General features: G+C 57.6%; 15 protein-coding genes. 7 read left to right on the top strand and 8 right to left on the bottom strand.

Annotation, left to right across the window (positions count from 1 at the left end; all coding sequences use genetic code 11):
- The first annotated feature begins 182 nt into the window (after positions 1–182).
- Complete coding sequence (gene cutA / locus K227x_RS00535) at positions 183–581, top strand: divalent-cation tolerance protein CutA (RefSeq protein WP_145167515.1); 399 nt, start codon at positions 183–185, stop codon at positions 579–581.
- Between the two features lie 22 nt (positions 582–603).
- Here the strand turns inward: cutA and K227x_RS00530 are convergent, their stop codons facing one another.
- The 3 genes from K227x_RS00530 to K227x_RS00520 all read right to left on the bottom strand — a co-directional run bounded on the left by K227x_RS00530 (position 604) and on the right by K227x_RS00520 (position 5,325).
- Complete coding sequence (locus tag K227x_RS00530) at positions 604–1,041, bottom strand: diacylglycerol kinase (protein WP_145167513.1); 438 nt, start codon at positions 1,039–1,041, stop codon at positions 604–606.
- Positions 1,038–4,316, bottom strand: a complete 3,279-nt coding sequence (locus K227x_RS00525) for an LPS-assembly protein LptD (protein WP_145167511.1) — start codon at positions 4,314–4,316, stop codon at positions 1,038–1,040. The genes K227x_RS00530 and K227x_RS00525 overlap by 4 nt, the downstream gene beginning before the upstream one ends.
- A 244-nt stretch (positions 4,317–4,560) precedes the next feature.
- The gene (locus K227x_RS00520) at positions 4,561–5,325 is read right to left on the bottom strand and encodes a GDSL-type esterase/lipase family protein (RefSeq protein ID WP_145167508.1); all 765 of its coding nucleotides are present in this window, start codon (positions 5,323–5,325) and stop codon (positions 4,561–4,563) included.
- A 642-nt stretch (positions 5,326–5,967) separates the two neighbouring features.
- Here K227x_RS00520 and K227x_RS00515 point away from each other — a divergent pair.
- The 3 genes from K227x_RS00515 to K227x_RS00505 all read left to right on the top strand — a co-directional run bounded on the left by K227x_RS00515 (position 5,968) and on the right by K227x_RS00505 (position 11,709).
- Positions 5,968–7,779 (top strand): DUF885 domain-containing protein, encoded by a 1,812-nt coding sequence (locus tag K227x_RS00515; RefSeq protein WP_145167506.1) that lies wholly within the window; start codon positions 5,968–5,970, stop codon positions 7,777–7,779.
- Positions 7,780–8,002: 223 nt separating this feature from the next.
- The gene (locus tag K227x_RS00510; protein WP_246146403.1) at positions 8,003–10,414 is read left to right on the top strand and encodes a DUF1592 domain-containing protein; all 2,412 of its coding nucleotides are present in this window, start codon (positions 8,003–8,005) and stop codon (positions 10,412–10,414) included.
- A 2-nt stretch (positions 10,415–10,416) separates the two neighbouring features.
- On the top strand, positions 10,417–11,709 hold the full coding sequence (locus K227x_RS00505; RefSeq protein WP_145167504.1) for a DUF1552 domain-containing protein: 1,293 nt from the start codon (positions 10,417–10,419) through the stop codon (positions 11,707–11,709).
- A 4-nt stretch (positions 11,710–11,713) separates the two neighbouring features.
- On the opposite strand, the gene K227x_RS00500 is transcribed toward K227x_RS00505, so the two are convergent.
- The 4 genes from K227x_RS00500 to K227x_RS00485 form a co-directional block, all read right to left on the bottom strand.
- Positions 11,714–14,215, bottom strand: a complete 2,502-nt coding sequence (locus K227x_RS00500; RefSeq protein ID WP_145167502.1) for a serine/threonine protein kinase — start codon at positions 14,213–14,215, stop codon at positions 11,714–11,716.
- A gap of 39 nt (positions 14,216–14,254) precedes the next feature.
- Positions 14,255–15,637 (bottom strand): hypothetical protein, encoded by a 1,383-nt coding sequence (locus K227x_RS00495; RefSeq protein WP_145167500.1) that lies wholly within the window; start codon positions 15,635–15,637, stop codon positions 14,255–14,257.
- The gene (locus tag K227x_RS00490) at positions 15,634–16,221 is read right to left on the bottom strand and encodes an RNA polymerase sigma factor (RefSeq protein WP_145167498.1); all 588 of its coding nucleotides are present in this window, start codon (positions 16,219–16,221) and stop codon (positions 15,634–15,636) included. The genes K227x_RS00495 and K227x_RS00490 overlap by 4 nt, the downstream gene beginning before the upstream one ends.
- A gap of 391 nt (positions 16,222–16,612) precedes the next feature.
- Positions 16,613–20,632: a hypothetical protein gene (locus tag K227x_RS00485; protein ID WP_218933663.1), complete on the bottom strand. Its 4,020-nt coding sequence runs from the start codon at positions 20,630–20,632 to the stop codon at positions 16,613–16,615.
- Positions 20,633–20,936: 304 nt separating this feature from the next.
- Between K227x_RS00485 and K227x_RS30100 the strand changes: the two genes are divergently transcribed.
- From K227x_RS30100 to K227x_RS00475, 3 genes are all read left to right on the top strand, one after another.
- Positions 20,937–21,254, top strand: coding sequence for a hypothetical protein (locus tag K227x_RS30100; RefSeq protein ID WP_218933662.1), 318 nt, complete (start codon positions 20,937–20,939; stop codon positions 21,252–21,254).
- A 4-nt stretch (positions 21,255–21,258) separates the two neighbouring features.
- On the top strand, positions 21,259–21,672 hold the full coding sequence (locus K227x_RS00480) for a TraR/DksA family transcriptional regulator (protein WP_145167494.1): 414 nt from the start codon (positions 21,259–21,261) through the stop codon (positions 21,670–21,672).
- 370 nt (positions 21,673–22,042) lie between these two features.
- Positions 22,043–23,083 carry a S1C family serine protease gene (locus K227x_RS00475; RefSeq protein WP_246146901.1) on the top strand — a complete coding sequence of 347 codons (1,041 nt, stop codon included), beginning with the start codon at positions 22,043–22,045 and terminating at the stop codon, positions 23,081–23,083.
- 25 nt (positions 23,084–23,108) lie between these two features.
- Here the strand turns inward: K227x_RS00475 and K227x_RS00470 are convergent, their stop codons facing one another.
- Complete coding sequence (locus K227x_RS00470; protein WP_246146402.1) at positions 23,109–24,569, bottom strand: MATE family efflux transporter; 1,461 nt, start codon at positions 24,567–24,569, stop codon at positions 23,109–23,111.
- Between the last annotated feature and the right edge of the window lies 1 nt (position 24,570).

Raw genomic sequence — 24,570 nt, 5'->3', positions numbered from 1 at the left:
CAGATCTATCTTAAGTAGGTGGATGTCAAAGAAGTGATTCGAAAGAGGAAGGACGGATCGAAAAAGGGGTTGGACACCTTTTTTCCGCGGGCACCTTGTTCTGGCACGATCCTAAAGCAGGCCAACCGGATCGAACAGACGCCAAGCATGCCTGCGATTGCACGTGTGCCGACGATCGCTGTGTGCCGACGATCGTTGCGGCCTTCTGTTATGATTCCCGCAGTGGGAACCTGTTTCGCATTGGCGAGGGAACGATGGATGAATCGACAGCACTGATCATGGTCACTACCACGATCGAATCAATAGACCAGGCCAACGAATTAGCGGCGGCACTGGTCAGCCAGTCGTTGGTCGCATGCGTGCAAATCGATGGACCGATCATCAGCCATTACCGCTGGGCTGGCGAGATTCGTCAATCCAACGAGTATCGGCTGACGATCAAGTCATCCCTGATCAGCTGGCCAAGATTGAAATCTCGCTTAGCAAAGATGCATCCCTACGACGAACCCGAGATCATCATGACCGTGGTTGATGACGCCAGCGACGGTTACCGAAGCTGGGTCATCGATCAAAGCACCTGACGCACAAACCGGGTCGGCTGGTTCAATCCGACATCCACTGGTACAGCGGCGGGCCCAGCGTGATCAGCCCGACGGTGACCGCACCGATTGCGGTCACCAACACCGCCGCTGCCGCGGCATCCAGCGCGTGTCCGATCCGCACATCGTGGTCCGGGTGCAGTACTTTGACGATCATTTCGATCGATGTATTGACCAGTTCGGCGGCAATCACCATGCCCGTGGCAACCACCAGCATGCACCACCGCCACGCTTCGACCTGTAGCCAAGCGGCAACCGCGATGACGGCGACGGCGATTGGAAGATGGATCCAAAAACTGTTCTGCGATCGCACGGCATAGATCAGCCCCGCCAATGCAAAGGCGAATTTCCTGGCCCAAGCCGAACCGGACGGGCGGGGTTCGACTTGGCATGAATCCTGATCAGGCGATGGGTGGCTACCGGGACCAGGATCGTCGATCATTCCAATCCCTCCACGCCCGGCGGCGGGATCAGTTGGCCTCCGATGCGGCCTAGTTTCGGACTCGGCCAGAACCGCGGCTCGATCGCAAACTGGAACCCAACGTTGTCGCGGCCCGCGTCCACATTGACGCCCAAACGCAACAACATCGATTCGCCGATTCGTGTCAACGCAAACGACTGGCCCACGTTCCCGGTTGGTCCAAAGTCATAGGTCGTCCCAGCCGATCCGATCCATTTCTGATTCAATCGATAGTCGACTGTGCTACGCAGGACGGTACTGCTGACGGGGCCTTCGATCGACAGCAACCCGACATACAAGTCGCCCACACCCGGCCGACTGGTTCGCACACCCGCACTGACCGACCGAAGACCGTCCGAGAAGAAATCAAAGTAGCCGTCACTCAGCAGCGTCACACGATCACCGACGTGATATCGCATGTCGTAGACCGTTGGGCCGAGCGACTCGCCAAAGTTGTCCCGATCCGCATCTGGAAAGATGAACATGTCCACATCAAATTGGAACAGATCGACGATTCGCTCGACGCCTGGCAGACCGCGTTTGGTTTGCCAACGTTGGTGAACGCCAAACTTCAACTGCTGCAGATCATCGGCGATGACGTCGCTGGGGCTTGCGATCAGCCCCTGATATCCTTGCCGAAAACCATAGTTCCGCGGATCAAACTGCACCGGCAGCAAACCACCATAAGTGTCCTGGATGAACCGTTTGCGAAATTGTTCTTGGGCATTGTCATCCAAGGGATCGTAGTACGGCAATTCGTCCAAGTTCGTGTCGCTATCGGAATACGTGTACTCCGCCGACCATTCGACTTTGTGAGCCAAGCCACGAACGTTCAACAGGCTGCTTTGCACCGACGGGTCCACGTTCCACATCGGAAGACTGAACCGCACCCCGGCTTGCCCAACCAATCGTGTCAACGAATCACCATCGACGGCTTCGCCATAGTGTGATGCTTCGCCGATCACACCTGGAACCACCTTCACAGCACCCAATTGAACGGGCATGGTAAGTCCTTGGCGTGTCGATGCGACCACGCCTTGTCGGTTCACTTCGCCTGGCACGGGCGAGTACTCGGCTGCCTCTGCCGGATTGGTTGGCAAATCGCCGACATTCAGTCGTTTGTAGCCAACGCTGTTGTTCGCCGAATAAGTCAACCGATCGCCCAGCAACGAAGCTCCCAACAGATAGTGTTCTAGTTCGGGAAGATCCTCGGTAACGGTATAGAAGTCGTTCAATTGCACCTGAGCCGACAAGTCGATCAGGTTGCTGCCGGCGTACTTGCGAAGCCGAACGGCGGTCCGATGATCGACATCTTGATCCCATTCGTTTTCGAGATACTGTTCCAGGAAGTTGCGGTCGCTTTGGTAGCCCACTTCGGCGATGAATTCGTAGTCATTCCGCAGCATGTGTCGGTGCCGCAGCAGGACGCGCCCGCGGCTTTCCGTTTCAGGGATCAACGATCGGCGGTCACTGCCAAGATTATCGAGACCTGTATCGTGGATTCCCCAGGCGTCCAAGTTGCCCTTCACCGGCCCGGCCAACCCCATGAATCCCGGCAAGTTGTAGTCCAGCGATGTGCCGATGGCGGGTCCACGATCGCTGAGGTAGTCCGTTGACAATTCCCAGTCGACGCCGGGCGGCGCGTTGTCGATTCCAAACACTTGGAACAGATCGAAATCGAGTTCGACGCGAGTTCCAAAGTTGCTGTCGTTGCCGACACTGGCACCGGTGATGTAGTAGCCGGGTTGGTCCAAACTGGCAGAGAACGTGGGCCAATACAGGATTGGCACACCGCCGGCGTACACAAAATTATTGTTGCTCTGGATCAACGGGTCTCGAACCATCTTTTGCGAATTCGTGACCGGATCCACTTCCAATCGCTGGCGGTCGGTCAGTTTTAATTCTTCACTTTGCAACCAGTAACGGGGAACGCCCATTCGGCTGGTGGTCATGGCAGCATCATAGGCCCGGAAATTGCCACGATTGATCTGTTGCAACACCTTCGATTTCAGCCGCACAACGCCCTGGTAGTTGGGCACCGTCGTGATTGCTTCGGCATCCAAGATCATGGCCACGTCTTGGCTGATATTGAAATACATCGAATCGGCGTAAATGATCCGTTCGCCCTGACGAAAGACGATATCGCCTTCGAGGTAGAGTTCGCCGTCGGCTTGCGAGAACTCCGAAGAACCGTTGAACAGATTGGTCAACAGCGGAAACCATCCGACCACTCGATCGGCCGACAGTGATATCGTGCCCAGTTCCATGAACTCGCCGCTGGGCAATTGCGCCGACACATCACGGATCAACAGCGTCACTCCCCCGCGGAAAATGTATGCACTTTCGTTGGCTTCGGGACGATTGATCGTTTCGAAATCAGGCGGCGTCGATGCACCACGGGCCAGTATTTCTAGACTGCGTGCGCCCCCGCCCAAGATGAACTGCATCCCTCCCGTCGTCGCACCATCACTTAACGTGATCGGCGGCGGCCCGGCCTGAGGCGGACTGATGATGGGATCGGCAAACTGGACCTGTTGGACGGTCGAGGCTTGGGATGATGTGCCACCGGCCTGTGCGACAACGCCACCAGCTTGTGCGACGACACCACCGGCCTGTGCGACAACGCCACCGGCTTGCGCGACGACGCCGGCAGCTTGCTGAGGCACGCCGGTTAGGTACCGCATCAGGTCCGGCGTCTGGCTCGGCTGGCCGCGATACACCGGTGCTTGGATTTGTGGATCGACCAACGTGCGTACTTCGAACGTCATCGGATCACTTGCAATGCCCGACGATAACACCGCGCCGCGAATGACCACTCGGTTACGTACGTTTCCAGCGTTTCCATCGACGACCACCAAGATCGCTTCGGCGGCGACCCGTCGTCCGTTGTGTTCCAATAGGCAGTCGCCTTCGAGGAACGACGCGTCTGCCGCACCGATTTGCCAGCGATGAATCGTATTGCCGCTGACCTTGACCGGATCCGGGCTGATCAGTTCGCCGGTGGGTGCGGTCTTTGGCGGTGGGTTGCTAAGCCCGGCTTGCTGCGAACCGGGGCGTGATGCGCCGATTGGTCTGGACGCGATCGGCTGGACCGGCGTCGCATAGCCCGCGGTCGCAACCCCCGAGGCGGGCGAAGCCGAACCGGTTGCATTTGAATTCGAAGAGCTGGGTGTTTGCGCGATCGATGACTGGGAAAGGAATCCCACCGCCAAGATCATCCCCACCGCAATGGTTGCCGAAGTCAGCGCAGCGGCCATCGCAGAACATCGTGGCGTCTGCCGATGTCTGCGTCGATGGGTTTCAGTCTTGGCTTCCTTGCCGACCAAAAGTGTCGAATCCTTGCGGGTTGCGTGTGCCTTCGGTTTGCTGGCACCGATCGGAGTGTACGAACTGCGTTCCGCCGGTCACAACTCCGAATTGGCACCAATCTGCGGCGACTTAGACACTTTGGGCAGGCTAGGCCCAAGGGAAACGCGATTTCGGCGCTGTGAAACTGGAAACTCAATCGGCGGACGATTCCGAGTCCCGCTGGATCAACCGCAGCGAGTCGTCCAAGTGCCTGCGAATCTCGGCTCCCCAAATCTGATACCCGGTGGCATTGAGGTGCAGCTGGTCGTCGACGAACAGGTTCTGACGAGGCTTTCCTTGCGGGTCCAGAAAGTGGGCGGCGGTATCGACGAAGAACACCATCGGCGTCGACAATGCGATTTCGCGCAGTTGAGCGTTCAGAGTGCGGATCTGGGGCCAGGCATCGATTCGCGATTGAGTCGGAGTCACTTCGACCAACAAGATCGCCGCATCGGGCTGATGGCGCCGAGACACCTCGATGACATGACGCGTCCAGCGATCCACCTGTGCGACCGAGTGGTCACCCGGATTGCCCGAGATATCGTTGCCAACAAAGATGACGACGGCCCGGTACTGATGCGGTTGAATCAGCCGCTGGGCGAAGACGGCCAGGTCGCTGTATTTCGCACCACCGTAGCCGCGAGGGATCACCCGATACGGTGACAGATCCGTGGCCGCCGAATCCCAACGCCGGATACTGCTGCTGCCCAGCAACAGGACCGCATCGGGGTTCGCCGGTTGCGAACCATCCAGTGCCTCCAGTTTGGCAATGTCCTTTTCCCATCGCTCGATGGCGGCCGCCCGAAGCGGTTCATCGACGACCGGATCGGACACCGCTTCGGCCGATTGGGAATAGCCAACCGGCGTCCCCAGCAGGACTGCCACCAAAACCCAAACCGGAAAACAGAGTTTGCACATGTCAATTCGCTCGCGTCTTAGAAACAAGATGTCGGAAGTATTTAAGCCGTTCGAAAACTTTAACTCGAACTTTCGCAACGATTCAGCTTGTTGGAAAACCGAAGTTGGAGCGAGAGTATTTGCCGGCAAAAGCAAGTCCTCGCTAACGCTTCGGGTTATGAAATTCGGTCCAAATCGAACTCTCGGCCCGATGGCTGAATCGTTACGAAATTTCTTCCGGGCGCAACATCAACAGAAGCAGGGCCGTGCAGCGTTCCCCCCGTCTTTCAGGCGTGGAGAAGAAGTTCGAGTTCGAGTTTAAGTTCGAGTTTAAGTTGGGTGCAGGGATAAGCGGGTAGCATGAAGTGCTACGGTTGATTTGCCGCTGTGGCACTAGCGGACGGTTGACGGATTTCTCCCCAATCATTCCTGTCTATCTGCATTCCTGTCTATCTGCATTCCTGCCTATCTGCTTGGAGGGCACGAACACCCGGGGGCAGGATTCCCCCTAAGGTAGTTTAAATCCAGAGCTTCGGCTGGCACCACCCATCTTAGGCGTCGATCGCATGGCTTGCCGTGACAATTTAATTGCACATTCGTCCGTGCTAGGATGTGGGTCATCACTTGCGCCCATTCCTTCGTTCATTGAACACCTGGTCCATCATGCGTTGCCCGATTGCCTGCCTGCTGTTGACGTCCCTAATGTTGGTGACGTCCCAAGTCTCTGCATTGATGGCCGAGGACACCACTGCGACGAATCCCAGTGAGGCCGATTCACGGCTGGTTGAAATCTTGGACACGGTCTGGGATTACGAACTGAACGAAAATCCCAACTTAGCAACCAACGTTGGCGACGATCGTGGTCAGGACCGACTGGCCGACGACAGTCTTGAAGCGATCGATCGGCGAAACGCGAAGCGGAAAGAATTTCTGGAACAACTGACCTCGATTGCGCCCGAATCGCTGTCCCCGTTTCGTCAGATCGACCAAGAACTGTTACGGCTGCGACTGGAAGGCCAGATCGCCGACCATCGATTTCAAACTCATCTGATGCCGATCAACAATCGCGAGGGGTTCCATATCGGGTTCCCCGAATTGCCACGCGAGATGAACCCGCGGACGCCGGCTGATTTCAAAAACTACATTGCCAGACTTCGTGATTTTGACCGCTATACCGATCAACAGATCGCGTTGCTTCGGGCGGGTATCGCAGCCGATCTGACTCAACCTTCGATCATCATGCGTGACTCGGTCGAACAGGCCCGATCGCATGTGGTCGACGATCCCGACGAATCGCTGTTGATGACCAACATCGCAGCCGAAGCAAAGACGACTTTGGGCAAAGACACGTGGGATCCGATTGCGGCACAGATCCGCGACGCGATACGAACCAGCGTCGTGCCCGCCTATCGTCGATTCGCCGATTTCCTAGAAACCGAATACGTGCCTGCTTGCCGAGGCGCGATCGGCGCATCGGCGCTGCCCCGCGGAGCCCGCTTTTATCGCGATCGCATCCTCCGGTTCACCACCTTGGAATTGGGACCCGACGAAGTCCACCAGAGAGGTGTCCGCGAAAATGCACGGATCCGAAAAGAGATGGAAGCCATCATCGAGGACGTTGAATTCGATGGCACCTTTGATGAATTCCTGCACCATTTGAGGACCGATCCAAAGTTCTATGCCAAGACGCCTCAGGAACTGCTTCGGCATGCCGCGATGATTCTGAAGACTGCCGATGGTCGTCTTCCCGAACTGTTTGGCCGATTGCCACGGATCCCGTACGGCATTCGCGAGATCCCGGCATACGTCGCCCCCCAAACCACGTCGGCATACTACTGGCCACCATCGACCGATGGGACACGTGCGGGGTTCTATTACATCAACACCTATAACTTGTCGTCTCGCCCGTTGTACCAGCTGGAATCCCTGTCGATGCACGAAGCGGTTCCCGGTCACCATTTGCAATTGGCGATTCAAGCCGAGTTGACGGACCTGCACCCGATCAGCCGCGAAAGCAACTTTACGGCCTTCATCGAAGGCTGGGCGTTGTACAGCGAAAAACTGGGGAAAGAAATCGGATTCTACCAAGACCCGTATCAGGACTTTGGTCGGCTTAGCATGGAAGCATGGCGGGCCAGTCGGTTGGTGGTCGACACGGGCATCCATGCCATGGGTTGGACTCGTCAACAAGCGATCGAGTACATGAAATCCAACACGGCGCTGAGCGAACACAATGTCGTCGCCGAGGTCGATCGGTACATCGGATGGCCGGGACAGGCGCTCGGTTACAAAATGGGCGAACTGGCGATTTCCCGCTTGCGACGCTCGGCCGAGGATCAATTGGGCGACCAATTTGACGTGCGGGCATTCCACGACCGGGTGCTGGAATCGGGATCGATTCCGTTGCCGCTGCTGGAAAAACGGGTCCAAGAGTGGATTCAGGCCCAAAAGTCCGCTCCCACGACCGCGCCTTAGCAAGATTTCGGCTCGTCAGATCCGCTAGTCGAAACTACAATCAGGTTCCCCAGCGACGGTACCGGTGGGACCTCGATTGAATGACGGAGCTTTTTTGCGGGGGGGATTCCCTAGAATTCCCTGCTGCAAAGAACCGCCTGCGAAGTCCATGACAATCGGAAACAAAATCGACGTCCCTCCGGTCCCGTTCCCGCCTATCATCCTTCCCACGACATCGATCCCTATGTCGCTTTCGCAACGGTTTCGAACCGCTGACCGGCTAACGTGCGTTGTTGCATCGCTATTGTTTTCCATGGCTGTGCCTGTCGCAGCTTTCGGCGCCGACGATGTCGCGAACGTTTCTAGCTTTCTGACGAATCACTGCATCGATTGCCACGATGGCCCGTCGGGCGAAGGCGGTTTTGATGCCGCCGCATTGGGAACCGATCTTTCCGATGCAAAAACGATGGCGCGTTGGACTCGGATTTTTGACCGCGTCCAAGACGGCGAAATGCCGCCGCCGGACGATGGTGAACTGGATCCCGACGACGCCAAAGAATTTCTGGAACAGACGTCCGATTGGCTGCACCGATCGCAACACGATCAATACGCCAAGCTGGGCCGTGTTCAATCACGAAGGCTGACCAACGTCCAGCTGGAACGGACGCTTCACGACCTGTTGGCGATCGACGTTCCACTTGCTCGGCTGATGCCGCTGGAACCACGCAGCGACGGATTCACTGGATTGGCTGACCACCAATCGATGTCACACTTCCAACTGGATTCGCACCTGACGGTCATCGACGCGGCCCTGGATGCTGCCAAGGCACGGTTGTTCGAAGACAAGCAACCGCTGACACGCCAATATGACGCACGACGGTTGGCTCGATCCAACCCCAAACGGCGATGCCGCGACCCCGAAATGATCGGCGACAAGGCGGTGGTCTGGTCGTCCACTTTGGTTTTCTATGGCCGGATCACATCGACGATCGTTCCTCAGGACGGATGGTACCGCGTGACGTTCGACGCATCGTCGGTCAACGAACCCGACGACCGCGGCGTCTGGTGCACGGTCCGTAGCGGGTTCTGCACATCGGGTGCACCGTTGATGTCGTGGATCGGTGCCTTCGAAGCTACCAACGAAGTCCAGCAACACAGCTACGAAGCCTGGCTCCCCAAAGGCAACATGATCGAAATCCGACCGGGCGATGAAACGCTGAAACGTGGCCGGTTCCAAGGCGGACAAGTGGGGGCCGGTGAAGGCGGGCCGATGAACATCCCCGGCGTGGCACTCCACTCGATGACCATCGAGCAGTTCCATCCCGGCGGCCCCCGTGATCGCGCCCAACAACGATTGCTTGGCGATCTGGATGTGACGATCGATGCCAAAACCAAAACAGTCAAACTCAATAGCGACCAACCCGGCAAAGACATCAGCCAACAATTGCGTCGGTTCGCATCCCTTGCACTGCGGCGCCCCGTGACGGCCGCCGATATCAAACCGTTCCAACAATGGACCCTGCAAGCAATCGATGATGGGCAAGATCCCATCGACGCGTTGATCGCGGGATACCGCGCGATCCTTTGCTCGTCACGTTTCTTGTACTTCGTCGAACCCATCGGACCGCTGGATGATTTTGCGATCGCCAATCGGCTCAGTTACCTGCTTCGCGGCAGTATGCCCGATTGGCCGCTGATCCAATTGGCTCGGCAGGGAAAACTTCGTGACCCGGACGTGTTGCGTTCAGAGGTAGATCGGTTGTTGGGTGGGGGCGGAACGGCACAGTTTGTTCAGGACTTTGCCGATCAATGGTTGGACCTGGCCGATATCGAGTTCACCGAACCGGATCGCAAACTGTATCGCGACTTTGACATTGTTGTCCAAAACGCGATGCTGAATGAAACCCATCGCTACCTTGAACACGCGGTGCGCACCGACGCCCCTGCCCAAACGCTGATTCAGTCCGATCACACATTTTTGAACAGCCGTCTGGCTCGCTACTACGGCATCGACGGTGTCCATGGCGACAAGGTTCGCAAGGTGAAATTGGACGACGATTCGCCACGTGGTGGGCTGCTGTCACAGGGATCGATTTTGAAGGTCACGGCCAACGGCACCAACACGTCGCCGGTGCTGCGAGGCGTCTGGGTTTCCGAACGCATCCTGGGGACCCCGATCCCACCGCCACCGGAAAGCGTGCCCGCGGTCGAACCCGATATCCGCGGTGCCAAGACCATTCGCGAACAGTTGCAAAAACACCTTTCGGACGCATCTTGTGCGGTCTGCCACCAAAACATTGATCCACCGGGTTACGCGCTGGAAAACTTTGACGCGGCCGGACGGTGGCGTGATCGTTACCTGCAGGTCAATGGTGGGAAGTCCAAGCCCGGACTACCGGTCGATGCCAGTTTCCAGATGGCGGATGGCCGTGAATTCAAAGACTTTGACGGATTTCGAGACCGGATTTGCGAAGACATCCGGCCCGTCGCACGCAACTTTGCTGCCCAATTATTGGTGTACGGTACCGGTGGCGAGATTCAATTTGCCGACCGAGACGAATTAGACGAGATCGTTGCCAGTACCCGCGACGACAACTACGGACTGCGCAGCCTGTTGTACGCGGTCGTCACCAGCCCAACTTTTTTGAGCAAATGATCATGCCATCCGATAAACGCGTTCAGTTCAATTTTCGTCGCGCTCTGCATCGGCGGACCGTGCTGCGTGGTGCCGGTGTTTCGATGAGCCTGCCGTGGCTGACCGCGATGCAACCGTCGTTTGCCAGCAGCGCCCAGGCGGCCGCGCCCAAACGGTTTGTTGCGATGACGTTGGGATTGGGACTGGTTGCCGACAATCTGTTCCCCAAGAACGACGGCCGCGATTACGAAGCGTCGCCTTACCTGAAACCACTGTCCGACGTTCGCGAAAAGCTAACCGTCGTGTCGGGTGTTTCTCACCCAGGCGTGAAAGGTGGACACCGCGCCGAAGCCAGCATTTTGACCGCATCGGAAATCGGTTCGTCCGGCAAAGCGGCGAATTCGATTTCGATCGACCAGTTGATGGCCAAACACTTGGGTGACGCCACCCGATTCCCATCTTTGGTGCTTAGCACCAGCGGTAGCACCAGCCCGTGCTATACCGAAAGCGGTGCGATGATCCCTCCGCAAGATCGACCTTCGCGACTGTTTGAAAAACTGTTTGTCGACGATCCGGTCAGCGAACGCGCCCACAGAGCCAGCCAGGTTCGGCAAGGGCGAAGCATCATGGATTTGGTAGGTGAGGATGCGAAGTCGTTGCAGCGAGACCTAGGTCAAGGCGACCGCGATCGGCTGGACGCGTACTTCACGAGCGTGCGAGCGCTGGAACGGCGAATGGAAGAAACCGAAAAATGGGCCAAACGCCCCAAGCCCAAAGTCGACGCGAAAAAGCCGGTTGACATCAACAATCCCGGCGACCTGATCGGCCGCCAAAGGACGATGTGCGATGTGATCAAGTTGGCGCTGCAAACCGATTCGTCGCGATTCGTGTCGTTGCACATCCCAGGCGCCGGTGGCGTGATTCCGATCGAAGGTGTGGAAACGGCGCACCACAATCTCAGCCATCACGGCATGGACGAATCCAAACTGGAACAATTGGCGTTGGTCGAAGGCGCGATCGTGGCCCAGTGGGGTGAATTCATCCGTGACCTGAACGCATCCCAGGATGGCGACCAGACGCTGCTGGACAGCACCAACGTTTTGTTGACCAGCAACTTGGGCAACGCATCGAATCACGACAACCGCAACATGCCGGTGCTGTTGGCCGGTGGCGGATTCCGACATGCAGGTCACCTGGCGTTCGATCGCAAAAACAATTACCCGCTGCCAAACCTGTTCGTGTCGCTGCTGCAGAACGTCGGTCTGGAAATCGATCAGTTCGCGACCAGCACCGGCACCTTGAACGGGCTTGGCTAATCATTCAGGTCTCGGTTTCGCCGAAGATGATTCCCGGTACATAGATCAACAACCCGATCCCCGCGGCGACCATCCATGGCGGCACGATGTCGCCCCAACCGGAAATCCCGATCTGTGGTCCCAGCAAGATCACGATGGTGGCAATCGTTGCCGGGATGGACATTCGCCACCCCGATACGAACGCCGACATCGCCATCAGCAGACCGGCCACGCCGATCGACCAGGGATTGATCCCCTTGCCCATCATGGATGCATCCCCGCCATCGCTGGCCGACATCGCCGCATCGCGGACGGCAGACCCGAGGCTGTTGTAGTCGGCGCTGCCAGAACCAATCTGTTTCAGCGTTTCGATGTCCTTGATGGATTCGAACAACCCTTGATGATTGCCCCAGATTGCAAATATCGATAGCAATCCACAGCCCACGATCAATCGTGTCGGTGCGCCCAACGCGAATCGCAAAGGCGTGGAACGGTCGCGCATCACTTGGTAGTTCCCGCTTCTAGCATCAGCCAACATCGCTCGCATCCGAGCCCGTTTGGCAACCGCGACCGCGTCCGAATCGGTGCTGGGCTGAAGCGTGTAGTGTGCGTTTTGCATGACCGCGTCCGCGATGGCCCAACTACGTTTTTCGGCTTCGGCGGCATTCATCCCTTCGCTTTGAAGCCCTGCTTTTTCGATCTTTGCCAGTCGTTTCTGTTGGGTTCGGTGGTGATTGACGGTCGTGCGCAGCATCAGGTTGGCACACAGTCGGTCTCGCAAAGACGATCCGCCAATCTTGCCTGCCAGTGCGGGATCGTTTTTCAGCGCTTCGCGGACCGCAAGCAGCGCGTCATAGCCAAACAGCGATTCGAACAGCGGCTGCCATCGTGCCCCGCCATACCGCGCGGTGAAAAGACGCAGTCCCTGTTCGTCAGCTCCGCTGATTCGCAAGTCACGGAGAAACCGTTCGGCTTCGCTCAGCGATTGGCTGCGGCGTTCCTCGATGGGGCCAACCACGCCTAGGTGGTAACCCAACGCCATCACCGATCCGATGATGGCCCCCGCCAAAAGTCCCGGCCACATCCCAGCCGCAATCACGATCAGAACCAGCGCAGACACGCCCATCCATCCCGCCGCCAATTCAATCATGGACAGCGATCCCAACCAAGATCGAGTCCGCGCGACGACCGGGCTACGATTCCCGGCTAGTGAAATTGTCACGCCAACACCGGCCACCCATAGAGTGATGCCTAGCAACCACCAATCCATCTCGATCGTGAACGTTGCCAGCGATACCAGAATCGAAAGGGCAGCAAACCCAGCGAAAGCCAGCGTGTCGATACGTTGCAGCGATCCGACCGACGCATGCTGGGCCGCGATACGTTCCCATCGGTCTGCTTGCACTGACGATGGCGAAAAGTCACCTTCGCTTTCGAGTCCCAGAAACTGTTCCAAATCGTGGATGCACTGCACCAACGATGGGTAACGATCGGCGGGGCGCTTGGCGATCGAACGCGCGATAATGTCCGCCAGCGGTTGGGGAACACGTGCGTTGACTTTGCGGACATCGGGAGCCGTTGTGCGGGCGTGTTGTTCCATCACCTCCGATGCAACCGAACCGTCAAAGGGCGGGCGTCCGGTCAGCAAGAAAAACAGGGTGCAGCCAAGCGAATAGATATCGGCGCGGTGGTCCACACGCGCCGCGTCCGCCGCCTGTTCGGGCGACATGTACGCCGGCGTTCCCACCGCGGTTCCCTGGATCGTGACTTCGGTTCCGCTATAGATTCCACCGGAAGTGACCAATCCACTTTCGGTTTCGATTTCGGCGTGGTCGGGTATCTTCACCAGCCCCAGGTCGGCAACCTTGATCACCCCTTCGTCGCTAAGCAACAGATTGGCGGGTTTGACATCGCGGTGCACCATCCCGTGACGATGCGCGAACTGAAGCCCCCGAGCCGCCTGCAATGCGTACCCAGCAGCCAGCCGTGGATCCAACGCCCCTTTCTGGCGAACGACCGCGTCCAGCGGGCCACCGCGAACCCATTCCATGCTGAAATAGTAACGTCCACCTTCCTCGCCAAAATCATAGATCTGGACGACATTGTGGTGCGTCAACTGGGCGGCCGCGTAGGCTTCGCGGACGAAACGGGCCAGCGAAGCGGGGCTATCGGTCCAGCGGTCGCGAATCGTTTTCAAGGCGACTTGGCGATCCAACGAGATTTGTTTGGCTTCGTACACCGCCCCCATCGCACCGCGACCGATTTGGCGGATGATCCGATACCCGCCCAATCGCTGTGGCATCTGGCCTAGCGCCGAAGATTGTGGCTGCGCGACAACGGGTTGGGTGCCAGCCGCCGGTTGGTCCATGGCATCTTTGATTCGACCAACACCAATCTTGGGTGGGTCATCCGACGTCACCTTCAACCGAAATTTTCGTTGGCAATGCGTGCAATTCGGACGATAGGTTCCGGCGGCCGGTACCGTCAACGACATGACTGATTCGCATTCAGGACATTTGATACGCATCAATCGTGCAGGCTGCTAAGAGTTCATGGACAGGTTCAATCAGGGCTTGGGAAACATTCGCGACTTCCACCACTGTGACGCTCGCGATCGCCATCGGGTTGGGCGTTCCGCCAACGGCCCAATGAAACCATCGGGTGGATCGCTGATGAACCGCATCACCGCGTCGCCGATCGCTGCACACGGTTGATCGGGTTCATCAGCAGCGGCTTGATGAATCCGGCCGAAGACGTCGTCGAATCTAGCCGGATTCATCCCTACCATGGTAACCGCCACCAGTTCTAACAAGTCGTCCACATCGCAGGCTTTCTGTTGCTGGACGATCATCGGTGACCGAAAGTCATGGACGCCGACGCTCGGATCCCCCGAATCCAGCCATCGTGGGATGGTGTGATGTCCCGCGACCGCATCGACCAGATTCACGTTGCCCTGTTGGTCCACCATCAGGTTGCCGGCGTGAACGGCGCCGTGAGTCACGTTGACGCGATGGGCGGCAGCCAAAGCAAAGGCGACTCTGGCGATCCTAGCCCAGACTTCGCTGGCCGAGTCCGCCGATGCACCGCAGGCGGCTGCTGATGAAAGACCCGCATCCGACAGACGCGGTTTCCAATGACCGGTTGCGATCGGTTGGGTCGCCGCAAACACCCACGGGCGGATCACAGCCAGAAAGGGTCCTTGGACCGTCGCTAGGATCGGTCGAACCCAAGCCGGATGCGACACCGATGAAGCCGCCTCGCACGAATCCAGAATCCACGTGGTGTGGTCGGATTGCCAAGTCGCCGGCAACTGAATCACCTTCATCGCAAGGTTGATTCCTCGCAGCTTGTCACGGCCGCGGACCAACCAGTGCTGAGGCGTTGAATCGATTCCATTGCCGCTGGCAACACAGCGACCCCCCACGAACCAATCCGGTGTTTCGATGCAACGCAGTTTGTCGGGCAGCCCATCGTCGGCGTCCGCTGCGCAGTGCGTCAACACGGTCGATCCTTCCGATCGACTCGTCGCTGATGATTGCTGGAAACTTGACCCGACCGCTGCTGGGGCGGCCCCCACCTGTTCGTTCAGTTGCAGCAATTCGTCGATGGGTCCCGCTAAACGGGGAAACCGTTTCAAATACGAATCACGATCGACCGCCATTCCCAATTCGACCGTGACACACACCTCGGCATCGATCACATCCAACATAGCGTCGTCATCCGACAGCGCAGGAAAGTCAGCGACATAGTCTTCGACCACCGCACGCTGTCCCATCCGGCGGCGCTGGATCAAATCGATGCACACCAGATCGACCAACCGAGAAGTCGAAACCAGATGGTCTTCCAACCAACGTATCAAGCTGGACTCGGGATCACGACTTCGCCATTGTCGCATCGTCTGAATCAATTCATCGATACTGAGGTTGCTGAGATCCATTCGCGCGTTCACGGACCGGCCTCGGGTGACAATCCCATCTGAGTGCGGACACGATCGAGCGCGCGGCGGATCCGAATCCGTGCGGTATCCGGTTTGACGCCTAGGACTCCACCGATTTCGTTCCAGTCACGATTTTCGAGCATCAGATCGATTGCCCGCGCGTCGTCGTCCGAAACAAAGGATCGGATCCGTTGCATCACTTCACGGCGAATCGCAATTTGACTGGGTGTCCCGACCGCTGAAACGATCGACATGTCCTCGGCCGGGGCAGATTCATTGCGTCGAAAGTCGCGGCATTGGCGTGCCAACGTTCGAAACGTGTCGATCACCTGGTTGTCGATCGCACGCATGATGTAGGCCAGAACTTCATCGTGTGATGCAGGCGGACCATGGCTGCGGTCACTGTCCTGCCGCCGAATCAGTTCCGCCATCACATCGTTGCAGATGTCCATCGATTCGGCTTGCCCCGCCAAACCGTACTGACGCAATCGCGTGCGTGCGCGTCGTCGGAACTGGTCCCCGAAACGATGCCAGATACCAGCCAAGGAAATCGAATCGGATTCGATTTCGTTGTGCGCGGGTTCGATTGGATTCATAGCACGGCCACCGCGGGTGCAAACAGACGACAGGCGGGACGGCCCATTTCGGCTAAGATTTCCAGACCACCTGATTCCGAATCAACGGATTGGCATGCCGGCGCACCGTCCCACTGGGATAGGCGACAGTCGACTGGGCAAGCGAACAAGAATCTGAAAAAAGCGAAGGGATGGGTCGCCACGTTCCTTCATTATGCACCAAACCGCCCGGCGTCATTCATCGATCCCGTTCCCGCCGTCCCGGTGGTCCAATTCAGGCCTGCTCTGGTATCTCAAATGGCGGTATCCCAAATAGCGGTATCCAAGCCGGCGGCATCGTCGCCGTCACCGATCGGCCGCCCCGGATGGTGCGATCACGACGTGACGAACGTCCCACGGTCGGCACCTTCGTTTACGAACCAATGACTTCGGGTTTATCGCTGCTGTCATCGTCGTCGCTGCTGCCGCTGGTTTCCGCCCGACGCCTAGCTTCGGAAAAGTTGTTCTTCGCATCACGTACCGAAACGCCTGCGATGATCAACGCCATCACCCATGCGATGTACAACAACCCACCCTCTAACATCACTGAAACGGCCAGCGCGGCGATGACGGCTACCGCTGCGACAGCCAGGTTGCAGACACCGGCAACCTGGATATTGCGTGTCTGAATTCGTGCGCTGTGGCTAATCGCTGTTCTTGCACTCTGGTTGGCAAGGTCTCGCATCGCCGACAAGTCGCTGTTGCGTTCCGGTGCATGTGAACGAGGCACCAAGGGTGCGTCGGGGTCGATGACTTCGACGACCGCTTCGGCACCACCGGTGTCCACGTCCAGTTCGGACACTGCACTGGGTACCGACGTCGACAACGACAAAGTCGAAGGCTTGGACGCTTCCTCACCACCGGGGTTACCCTGAACTCGATTCAGCAACCGATTCATGTACGCTTCGATCGAATCATCGTCGTCTTCGGCACCGCTGACCGAGGTCGTCTCGTTGGCGGACATGGTTTGCGAAGTATCGGAAACCGGCAACTCCGCTTCCAATTCGTCGCCATCGTCCTCACTCTCGTACTGTCCCATCGACGCGGAATCACCGTGGTCATCCAAGTGATCACTGGGGACAGCATCTACCGATTCCGATTCGTCTTCGGTGCGATCCCAAGGTCGCTGATGATCCGATAGATCGACGCTGTTATCGCTGCTTTCATCTTGATCGGTGAATCGATCAAAGACCATTTCGGTGGGATCGTAGTCTTGATCGGATTCGGCCAGCACGATGTCCGAATCGTCGTCGGAATCCTGCTCGTCGAATTCGCTCGAGTAGGCTTCCTCGTCGTATTCCCGATCCCAAGCCTGGGATTCGTCGGCCGGTTTCCAGGATGCCGAGGCTTCTTCGCGACCTTCGTCAGTGGTCGGCATCACATAGGTGCCTTCGAACGACTGTTCGACGTCCACGTCGTCGGTCTGGATGCTGTCGGATCCTGTATCGCTTTCCAGATCTTTGATCAGCATGCTGGCTAGCGAACCGCTGATCGGCTGATCATCCGATTCCACGTCGCTGTGCGAGTTCAGATCCGAATCCAGATCAAGCGAGTCATTAGAATCGTTTTGGAACAAGAGTCCCGGCAGGTTCGATTCGGCAGCGACTGAATCTGCGGGATCAGAATCCACAGCAGCATCCGCGTCCTGCTGATCGAAATTCAGCTCGGATGATGCCCACGGGTTGGGGGTTTCACTGTCCGCAATTTGGAACCCGGATTCACCGAGATCGGCAACGCCACGGATATCTTCACTGACATCATCGTCGTCAGTTGGCGACGAAGAGTCGTTCCAATGCGAGGATGTCACATCCGCCGCGTCATCGGTTTCGACAGAGGCTGCTGACGAATTGGAATCCGACCAAGGATCGCTGCTGGATTGCTGGTCGTCATCGTCGACGCTATCGGAATCCGAGTCGGCAGACCAAGCGGCTTCGCCCCATTGCATGGGCGATTCGGCTGGGACGTCATCGTCTGGGACGATAAAACCAGGCCCTGCGCTCGAAACCACACCAGGTTCATTGGTGGCAAGAAACCCGGGTTCTTGAATGTTGGTGAACGGAGTCTGCATCGACTGCGACGATGCGTCTTCGTCTTGCCAAATCGACGGCAATTGGACCTGGGCTGGATCGACATCCAACGAATCGGAGACTGTCGATTCCGGTGCGTCGATGGGCGATTCCCAATCGTCGGACGTCAGCGATCTCGATTCCGAAGCATCATCATCCACCTGATCCGATGCATCGGGCGTCGACACATGATAGGTGGGCCACACGTCATCCTCGTCATCGTTTGATAACGCGGATGGGGGCTGATTGGATTCCAGCGAATGCGAATCATTCGTTTCATCGATCCCACTGGGATCGTTCGCAGGATCAACGGCCGCTGCCGAACTGTCCGCGTCGGAAACGTCTTGGCTCTGGATGACTTGGTTCACGTCATGCTGCACCTCGGCCACTTCATCGGACAGAATTTCAACATCTCGGTCCGACACCGCGATCCCTAGCAAACCGGCACCGATCGCCGATGCAACGGGCAACGATGTTGAATCGTTCAGTCCGCTGGGAGCTGCCTTCGATGATTCTTCGACTTTGGCAAGACGGCTTAGCGTGTTCTCGTATTCCTTCTTCATTTCGGACAACTTGTCGTTGGCCGCGTCCAATTCGTACCGCAGGGACGTGAAATCTTCGACCGTCGGACGCAGCTGGGCTTCATCGCGTTCGCCTTGGACAACGCCCAACCGGATGGTCAACGCTTCGTTGGCGTCTCGCATTTCGCTGACTTCGCCGTTGGCTTGCGCCAGATCGATCGTCAACTGGTCGATAGCGGCACGAAGCTCGTCGGCTTCGGACATCCAACTTTCGCGATCCAAGTCACCGCGTTGATTGCTTTCAGCCACCAACGATTCGAGTTGGCGAACCGATTCGCAGGCTTCCTCGTAATCGCTCCGCAGCCGTGCGGATTCTTCGCTGGCTTCGGCGACGGCAGTCTGCAACTGCTGGACCTGGGTTCTCAGTTCCTCGATCAACCGTTCGCTGGAATCCAGTTCGGCCTGATGGAATTCTGCATCGCTGGCTCCCGATTTCAGTTCTTCCAGCTGCGCTTCCATCTCTTCGATGCGAGCTTCGGCGATTCGCCTGAGCGCTTCGCTTTCGGCCTGTGCGTCGATCGCCTGATCGCGCTGGACCTGCATTTCATCCCGAAGCCGCTGGTGTTCGTCATTTTGGCGAACTTCGTGATCGGACAGTTCGCGTTGTTGCATCGACAGTTCATCGATCTGGCGATTCAACGATTCGAACTGCTCGCGCATCCGAGCCACAGCTTGCGTCGCCGACTCTGCTTGCGTTTGCGACTGCAACAACTGTCGCGAAGCCAGTTCAAGTTTTTTGCGATATTCGAGTTCCTGTAGTTGGAACTCGGATTCGCGGCGTTTCAATTCATCTTCGTGACTAGTCGCCAACTGTCTCGCTTCGACCAATTCTTGCTGACGAACCATGTAATCGTCGTGCAAGTTCATCACCGCCGATTCTTGCGTCTGCAATCTCGACTCGCGGCGGTACAGATTCTCGGCTCGTGACCATAACTCGGTTTCACGGCCACGAAGATGCGACTCGCGCTCGTCACATCGTTGTTCACGCTGATCACATTCGACCTGACGTTCACGCCATTGGTCGATTTCGCGTCGCAGCCGTTCGCGCCAGATCACATCTTCGGGCGATGGCAGTTCGGGGCGTGCAGAGCGTGCCGCGCTCGATCGGTTTTCGGCGGACCGATGCAATCCGTCGGCGGAATGTCCAGCGGAAGCAGAGTTTTGGAGTTCCGAATCTAAGATCGAATGGGGGGCCGGCGCAAACGCCTGGCCTGTGGAATGGACCGAGGCGCTGGAGATCGAAATCAGTTCGAACTGATAAGTCCCCAGGCACATCACATCGCCGACGCCAAGCGATGCCTCGGTTTTACGGGTTCCGTTCACCTCGATCGGGACCGAATAGGCGCGGACCAAGACACGGACAGCGTCACGGATCAAAACGGCATGCATCGGCCGAAGCGCCGAATCGCTCAGCCGAATCGAACAACCCTCGGCGCTGCCGAAGGTGTAGCGGCTGCCCGTCAATCGCAGCCGACGGACTGGCGAACCCGGACGAATGACCCGAAATTCGATAGCATCGATTGCCGTCGCATCGTTTCCGGTGGGAATGTGTCCCACAGCACCGCCAGCATCCGATCCACTGCTGGAATTTGGTGCATCAGCGGATTCCGATTTGGGTTCAGCATCGGCCACCGAGCTCACTTCGGCCGATGCAGAGACACCAAAAGCAGGGGTCACCAAATACGAGTTGTCGGTAGCACCAAAGCCGGTATCCGATGGCGATTCGTTCGCGTGATCCGTACTCACCGTGACTATCCCTTACTAATCGAACAAATACAGTTTGGGCAAAACGCTATGCCGCTGCGTGGTCGCGCATTGTGGCCCCGTATCTTTTTCGGACGATACGGTCGCTCCGGTGAGTCAAACTGGATGGGCTGAGCCGTTTTTAGCACCCAGTTCCGGTCGGCGGCACAGCAGTTTTCGCAGTCTGATGCCCTGGCGGGGCGGAAAAAGAGCCGAAATGTCCGCCCCGCCGACCAGAAAGCGGGCGCGGCCGGATTAGCTGCAAAGCCTTTGCAATCGGTCACTTGCGCACCCTCGAGAACCTCGAATGCCATCATTTTTTGGTCTCGAGGGTGGTTTCCTTGCCCTTGTTCCTATGATGGGATTGGACGAAATCAGCGCGACGAGCGGTCAAACTGGAAAACCTTCCCGAGCGACCCTGCGTATGATCAAAGCCCCCAGTGGAAGTCACACCCACCCATCTGAACAAAAGTTCAGCTATTCGATCTTGATGCCGGTGAAGTTCAGGCGAATCGGATCGAGCGGCATAGGGATGGTTGGCGGTGGTTCTATCGCTGCGGTCGAAACACCATTCCAGCCTTCCAACGCCTTATCGCGGCGACCTTACTTTTTCCAACAGAGGTGATGCGATGCCGAGAAATGAATCCATCAAAAAGCTTCGTGACCAGTTGGTTCGTCGTCGCGATGCGTTGCACCGCGCTCTCGAGGGCGACCTAAGCCTGCTAAGAGAACTGCATCAAGAGAAGACGGGCGACATTTTGGATGCCGCCGCCGACTCGGTTCAAGACGAATTGAACAGCCAGTTGATCGAAGCGGAAAGCCGAGAACTGACAGCCATCAATGATGCCATCACTCGTTTTGACCAAGGGTGCTATGGCGATTGCGAAGGGTGCGGCAAACCAATCCCGCTAACCCGGTTACGAGCCATTCCTTACGCAACCGACTGTATCGATTGCCGCCGCAAGGCAGAAAATCGTAACGGTAGCGGTAGTTCCGTTTTATGGAACCGCGTGTTCGATAGCGCCGAAGTTGACCCGGTCTAATCCTACGACCCGAATAACCGCTTGAACAAACGTCCAAGCGACTGCCACAGCGCCTAACGGCCGGACGATTGTCCGGCCGTTTTTTATTGCAACGGCGATAAGGATTTTGACAGATGACGCGCGCAGGGATGCCGCCAACAGCTTACGAAAAGCTGGCCCACACCAATGGTCGATGCCTAAGATTGCACCAACCCTCCCCGGTTGTCCTCCCATCCTGCACTCGTCGATTGTTGCGCCCATGGTTTCGAATATGTATCGCCGATTGGCACGCCGTCGCAAACTACTGTTCTTTTGCGCTGCCTGCGTGCTTGGTCCCATTGCCGCCAATGCCCAAGACCAGCGTGACGGTCAGTCGGTCAGCGTCCGACGAATGTCGCTGGACACGTCCGGCCCATCATCGGTCGTTTTGGATTCGCAGCGCGAGCGGATGTTCAATGAACTGGCCGAGGAATTCAATGCCTTTGACCGGTTGGGGAGCTTGGTGCGTCGCGTTTCGCAGCTGGTCAAACCTAGCGTCATTCACATCGAAGCCCACAAGACCGAGGATTCGCAGTCGTATGACGAAGCCGGCAGCGGCGTGATCGTGATGACTTCGAAAGGCGAATCATGGGTGCTGACAAACCGTCACGTCATCCAAGGCGCCAGTCCGCGGCAAATCATGCTACGTTCGGCCAGCGGTCGGGAATTCTATCCCACCAAGGTGCTGTCCGACGCCAGCACCGACGTAGCCATGTTGAAGATCGACCAGCCCGATCTACCGGTGGCTCGGATGGCGAACAGTGATTCGGTCGAAATCGGTGACTTCGTGATCGCCATCGGCAGCCCGTTTGGCCTAAGCCACTCGGTGACCTTCGGCATCCTCAGTGCCAAGGGGCGGCGAGACCTGTCGCTGGGCACCCAAAAGATCGACCTTCAAGACTTTTTCCAAACCGATGCCGCCATCAATCCGGGCAATAGCGGTGGCCCGCTGTTGAACCTTCGTGGCGAAGTCATCGGCCTGAATACCGCGATCGCTAGCAGCAGTGGCGGCAGCGAAGGGATCGGTTTTGCCATCCCGATCAACATGGTGATGCAGGTCGCAGACCAGTTGGCTAGCTATGGGCGTTTACGTCGAGGCTACTTGGGCGTCACCTTGGATCCCGACTTTACGACCGCCGATCTGGCAGCCGCGGGATACGATTTCTTGCCTAGCGGAGCGTTGGTCAAGAACGTTCGTCCCGGTTCGCCAGCAGCATCGGCTCACCTGCAACGCGGCGACATCATCGTCGAATTCAATGGCCGGCGGGTCGAAAGCGATGATCACTTGGTCGCCCAGGTGGGACTGACCCCGATCGGGCAAAACACCGCCATGATCATATACCGTGACGGAAAACGTTACCGGACCGACGTCAGTTTGACGGACCTGCAATAGTCCCCTGCAAACCGGGGTGCCCCTGTCAAACCATCCGCATCGTTTTCCATTTTCCTTGCATGAAGCGAACGGCCATTGTCGTCGCCAACATCCAAACCCAGACGGTAATGATGGTCCACCACCAATGCAGTCCAGCCTGATCGGGTTCGCCCCAGAATCCAATCGCTAGCGCGACGATCGATGCGGTGACACCGCCGGCCAACACGAACCATGTGTCCCCGGCGCCGCGCAGTGATCCGGCCAATATCAACTGGGCTGCATCCAACACCACATAGACCGCAACGTACTTCAACAGGTTGCGGGCAAGAGCGATCGCCTGGACCGATTCGGGATCCGTCGCACTGTGTTCGTAGAGCGACATCATCCAATCGGGGAACAGCAGGTAGGCCGCCATCCAGGTGGCGCTGTAAACGAACCCGATCACCAACGCGGCATGAACGTTTCGCAGCGCTCGTTGCGGACCACTTTCGACCAGGTATCGTCCCATCAAGACGGATGCCGCGATCGACACTCCGATCAAGGGGATGAAGGCCACCATGTTGAAATTGATCGCCATCGTCGTCGCTCGCAGCGGGATATCGCCGTAGGTTCCGATGCGTAACACCATCACCGTAAACCCACCGGCCTCCGTTACATACATCAAGCCGGTCGGCACCCCAAAGTAGATCAAGTTGCGAATCATCGGCCAGTCGATGCCCCAACCACGAATCAACTGGTACTGTTCCTGATGCCGGGGTCGTAAAAGCAGCGCGATGTAGACCGCGGCCTTGAACCAGAACGCGATCACGCTTGCGATCGCCGCGCCAGCGATCCCCATTGCCGGCAACGCCCATCCGAAAAACGGATCTGCTGGCAGACCGAAAATCAGCACGATGTCTAGAACAACGTTCAGTACGCCGGAAGCGATCGAAACCCACATGATCACAGAGGTTCGCTCTGTGCCGCTAAAGAATCCGCTAAGCGCCGTTTCCAACACATTGCCGACGGCGCCGATCAACAACAGTCGCAAATACGTGGACTCTAGCGATACCAGCGAATCGGGTTGGCCGGTTGCATGAAACAACCATGGTGCGATCGCGGCAAAAAACGCAAACATGGGCGCAAACGCCAACGATATCCAAACGGATTGCCACAGAAATCGGCCGATCCGTTCGGGTTGATGGGCACCCACGTATTGCCCGACGATGGCGCCGGTCATCGACACGATGCCGACCGGCAAACAAACCAAAACCCAAAACAGATTGCCGCCCGCCATCGCCGCACTCATCGATGCGCCGTCATAGGACAACAGGAACGTGCGATCGGCAAACAGGACCAGCGAAAACGTGCCGGTGCTGATCATCAACGGCAACGCGACCCGGAACACTTCGGCGATCGCCGCCATCATCGATGGCTGACCGTCGGGGGTTGGCAGGGGTTCCGACGACGACATGACAGGCATTCCCGAATCAGACAACCGCGTCTGTGGCGTTCCAGCGTCAGTCATG

Source organism: Rubripirellula lacrimiformis, assembly GCF_007741535.1.
Classification (GTDB): Bacteria; Planctomycetota; Planctomycetia; order Pirellulales; family Pirellulaceae; genus Rubripirellula; species Rubripirellula lacrimiformis.
This window is presented reverse-complemented; position numbering and strand designations above follow the sequence as displayed.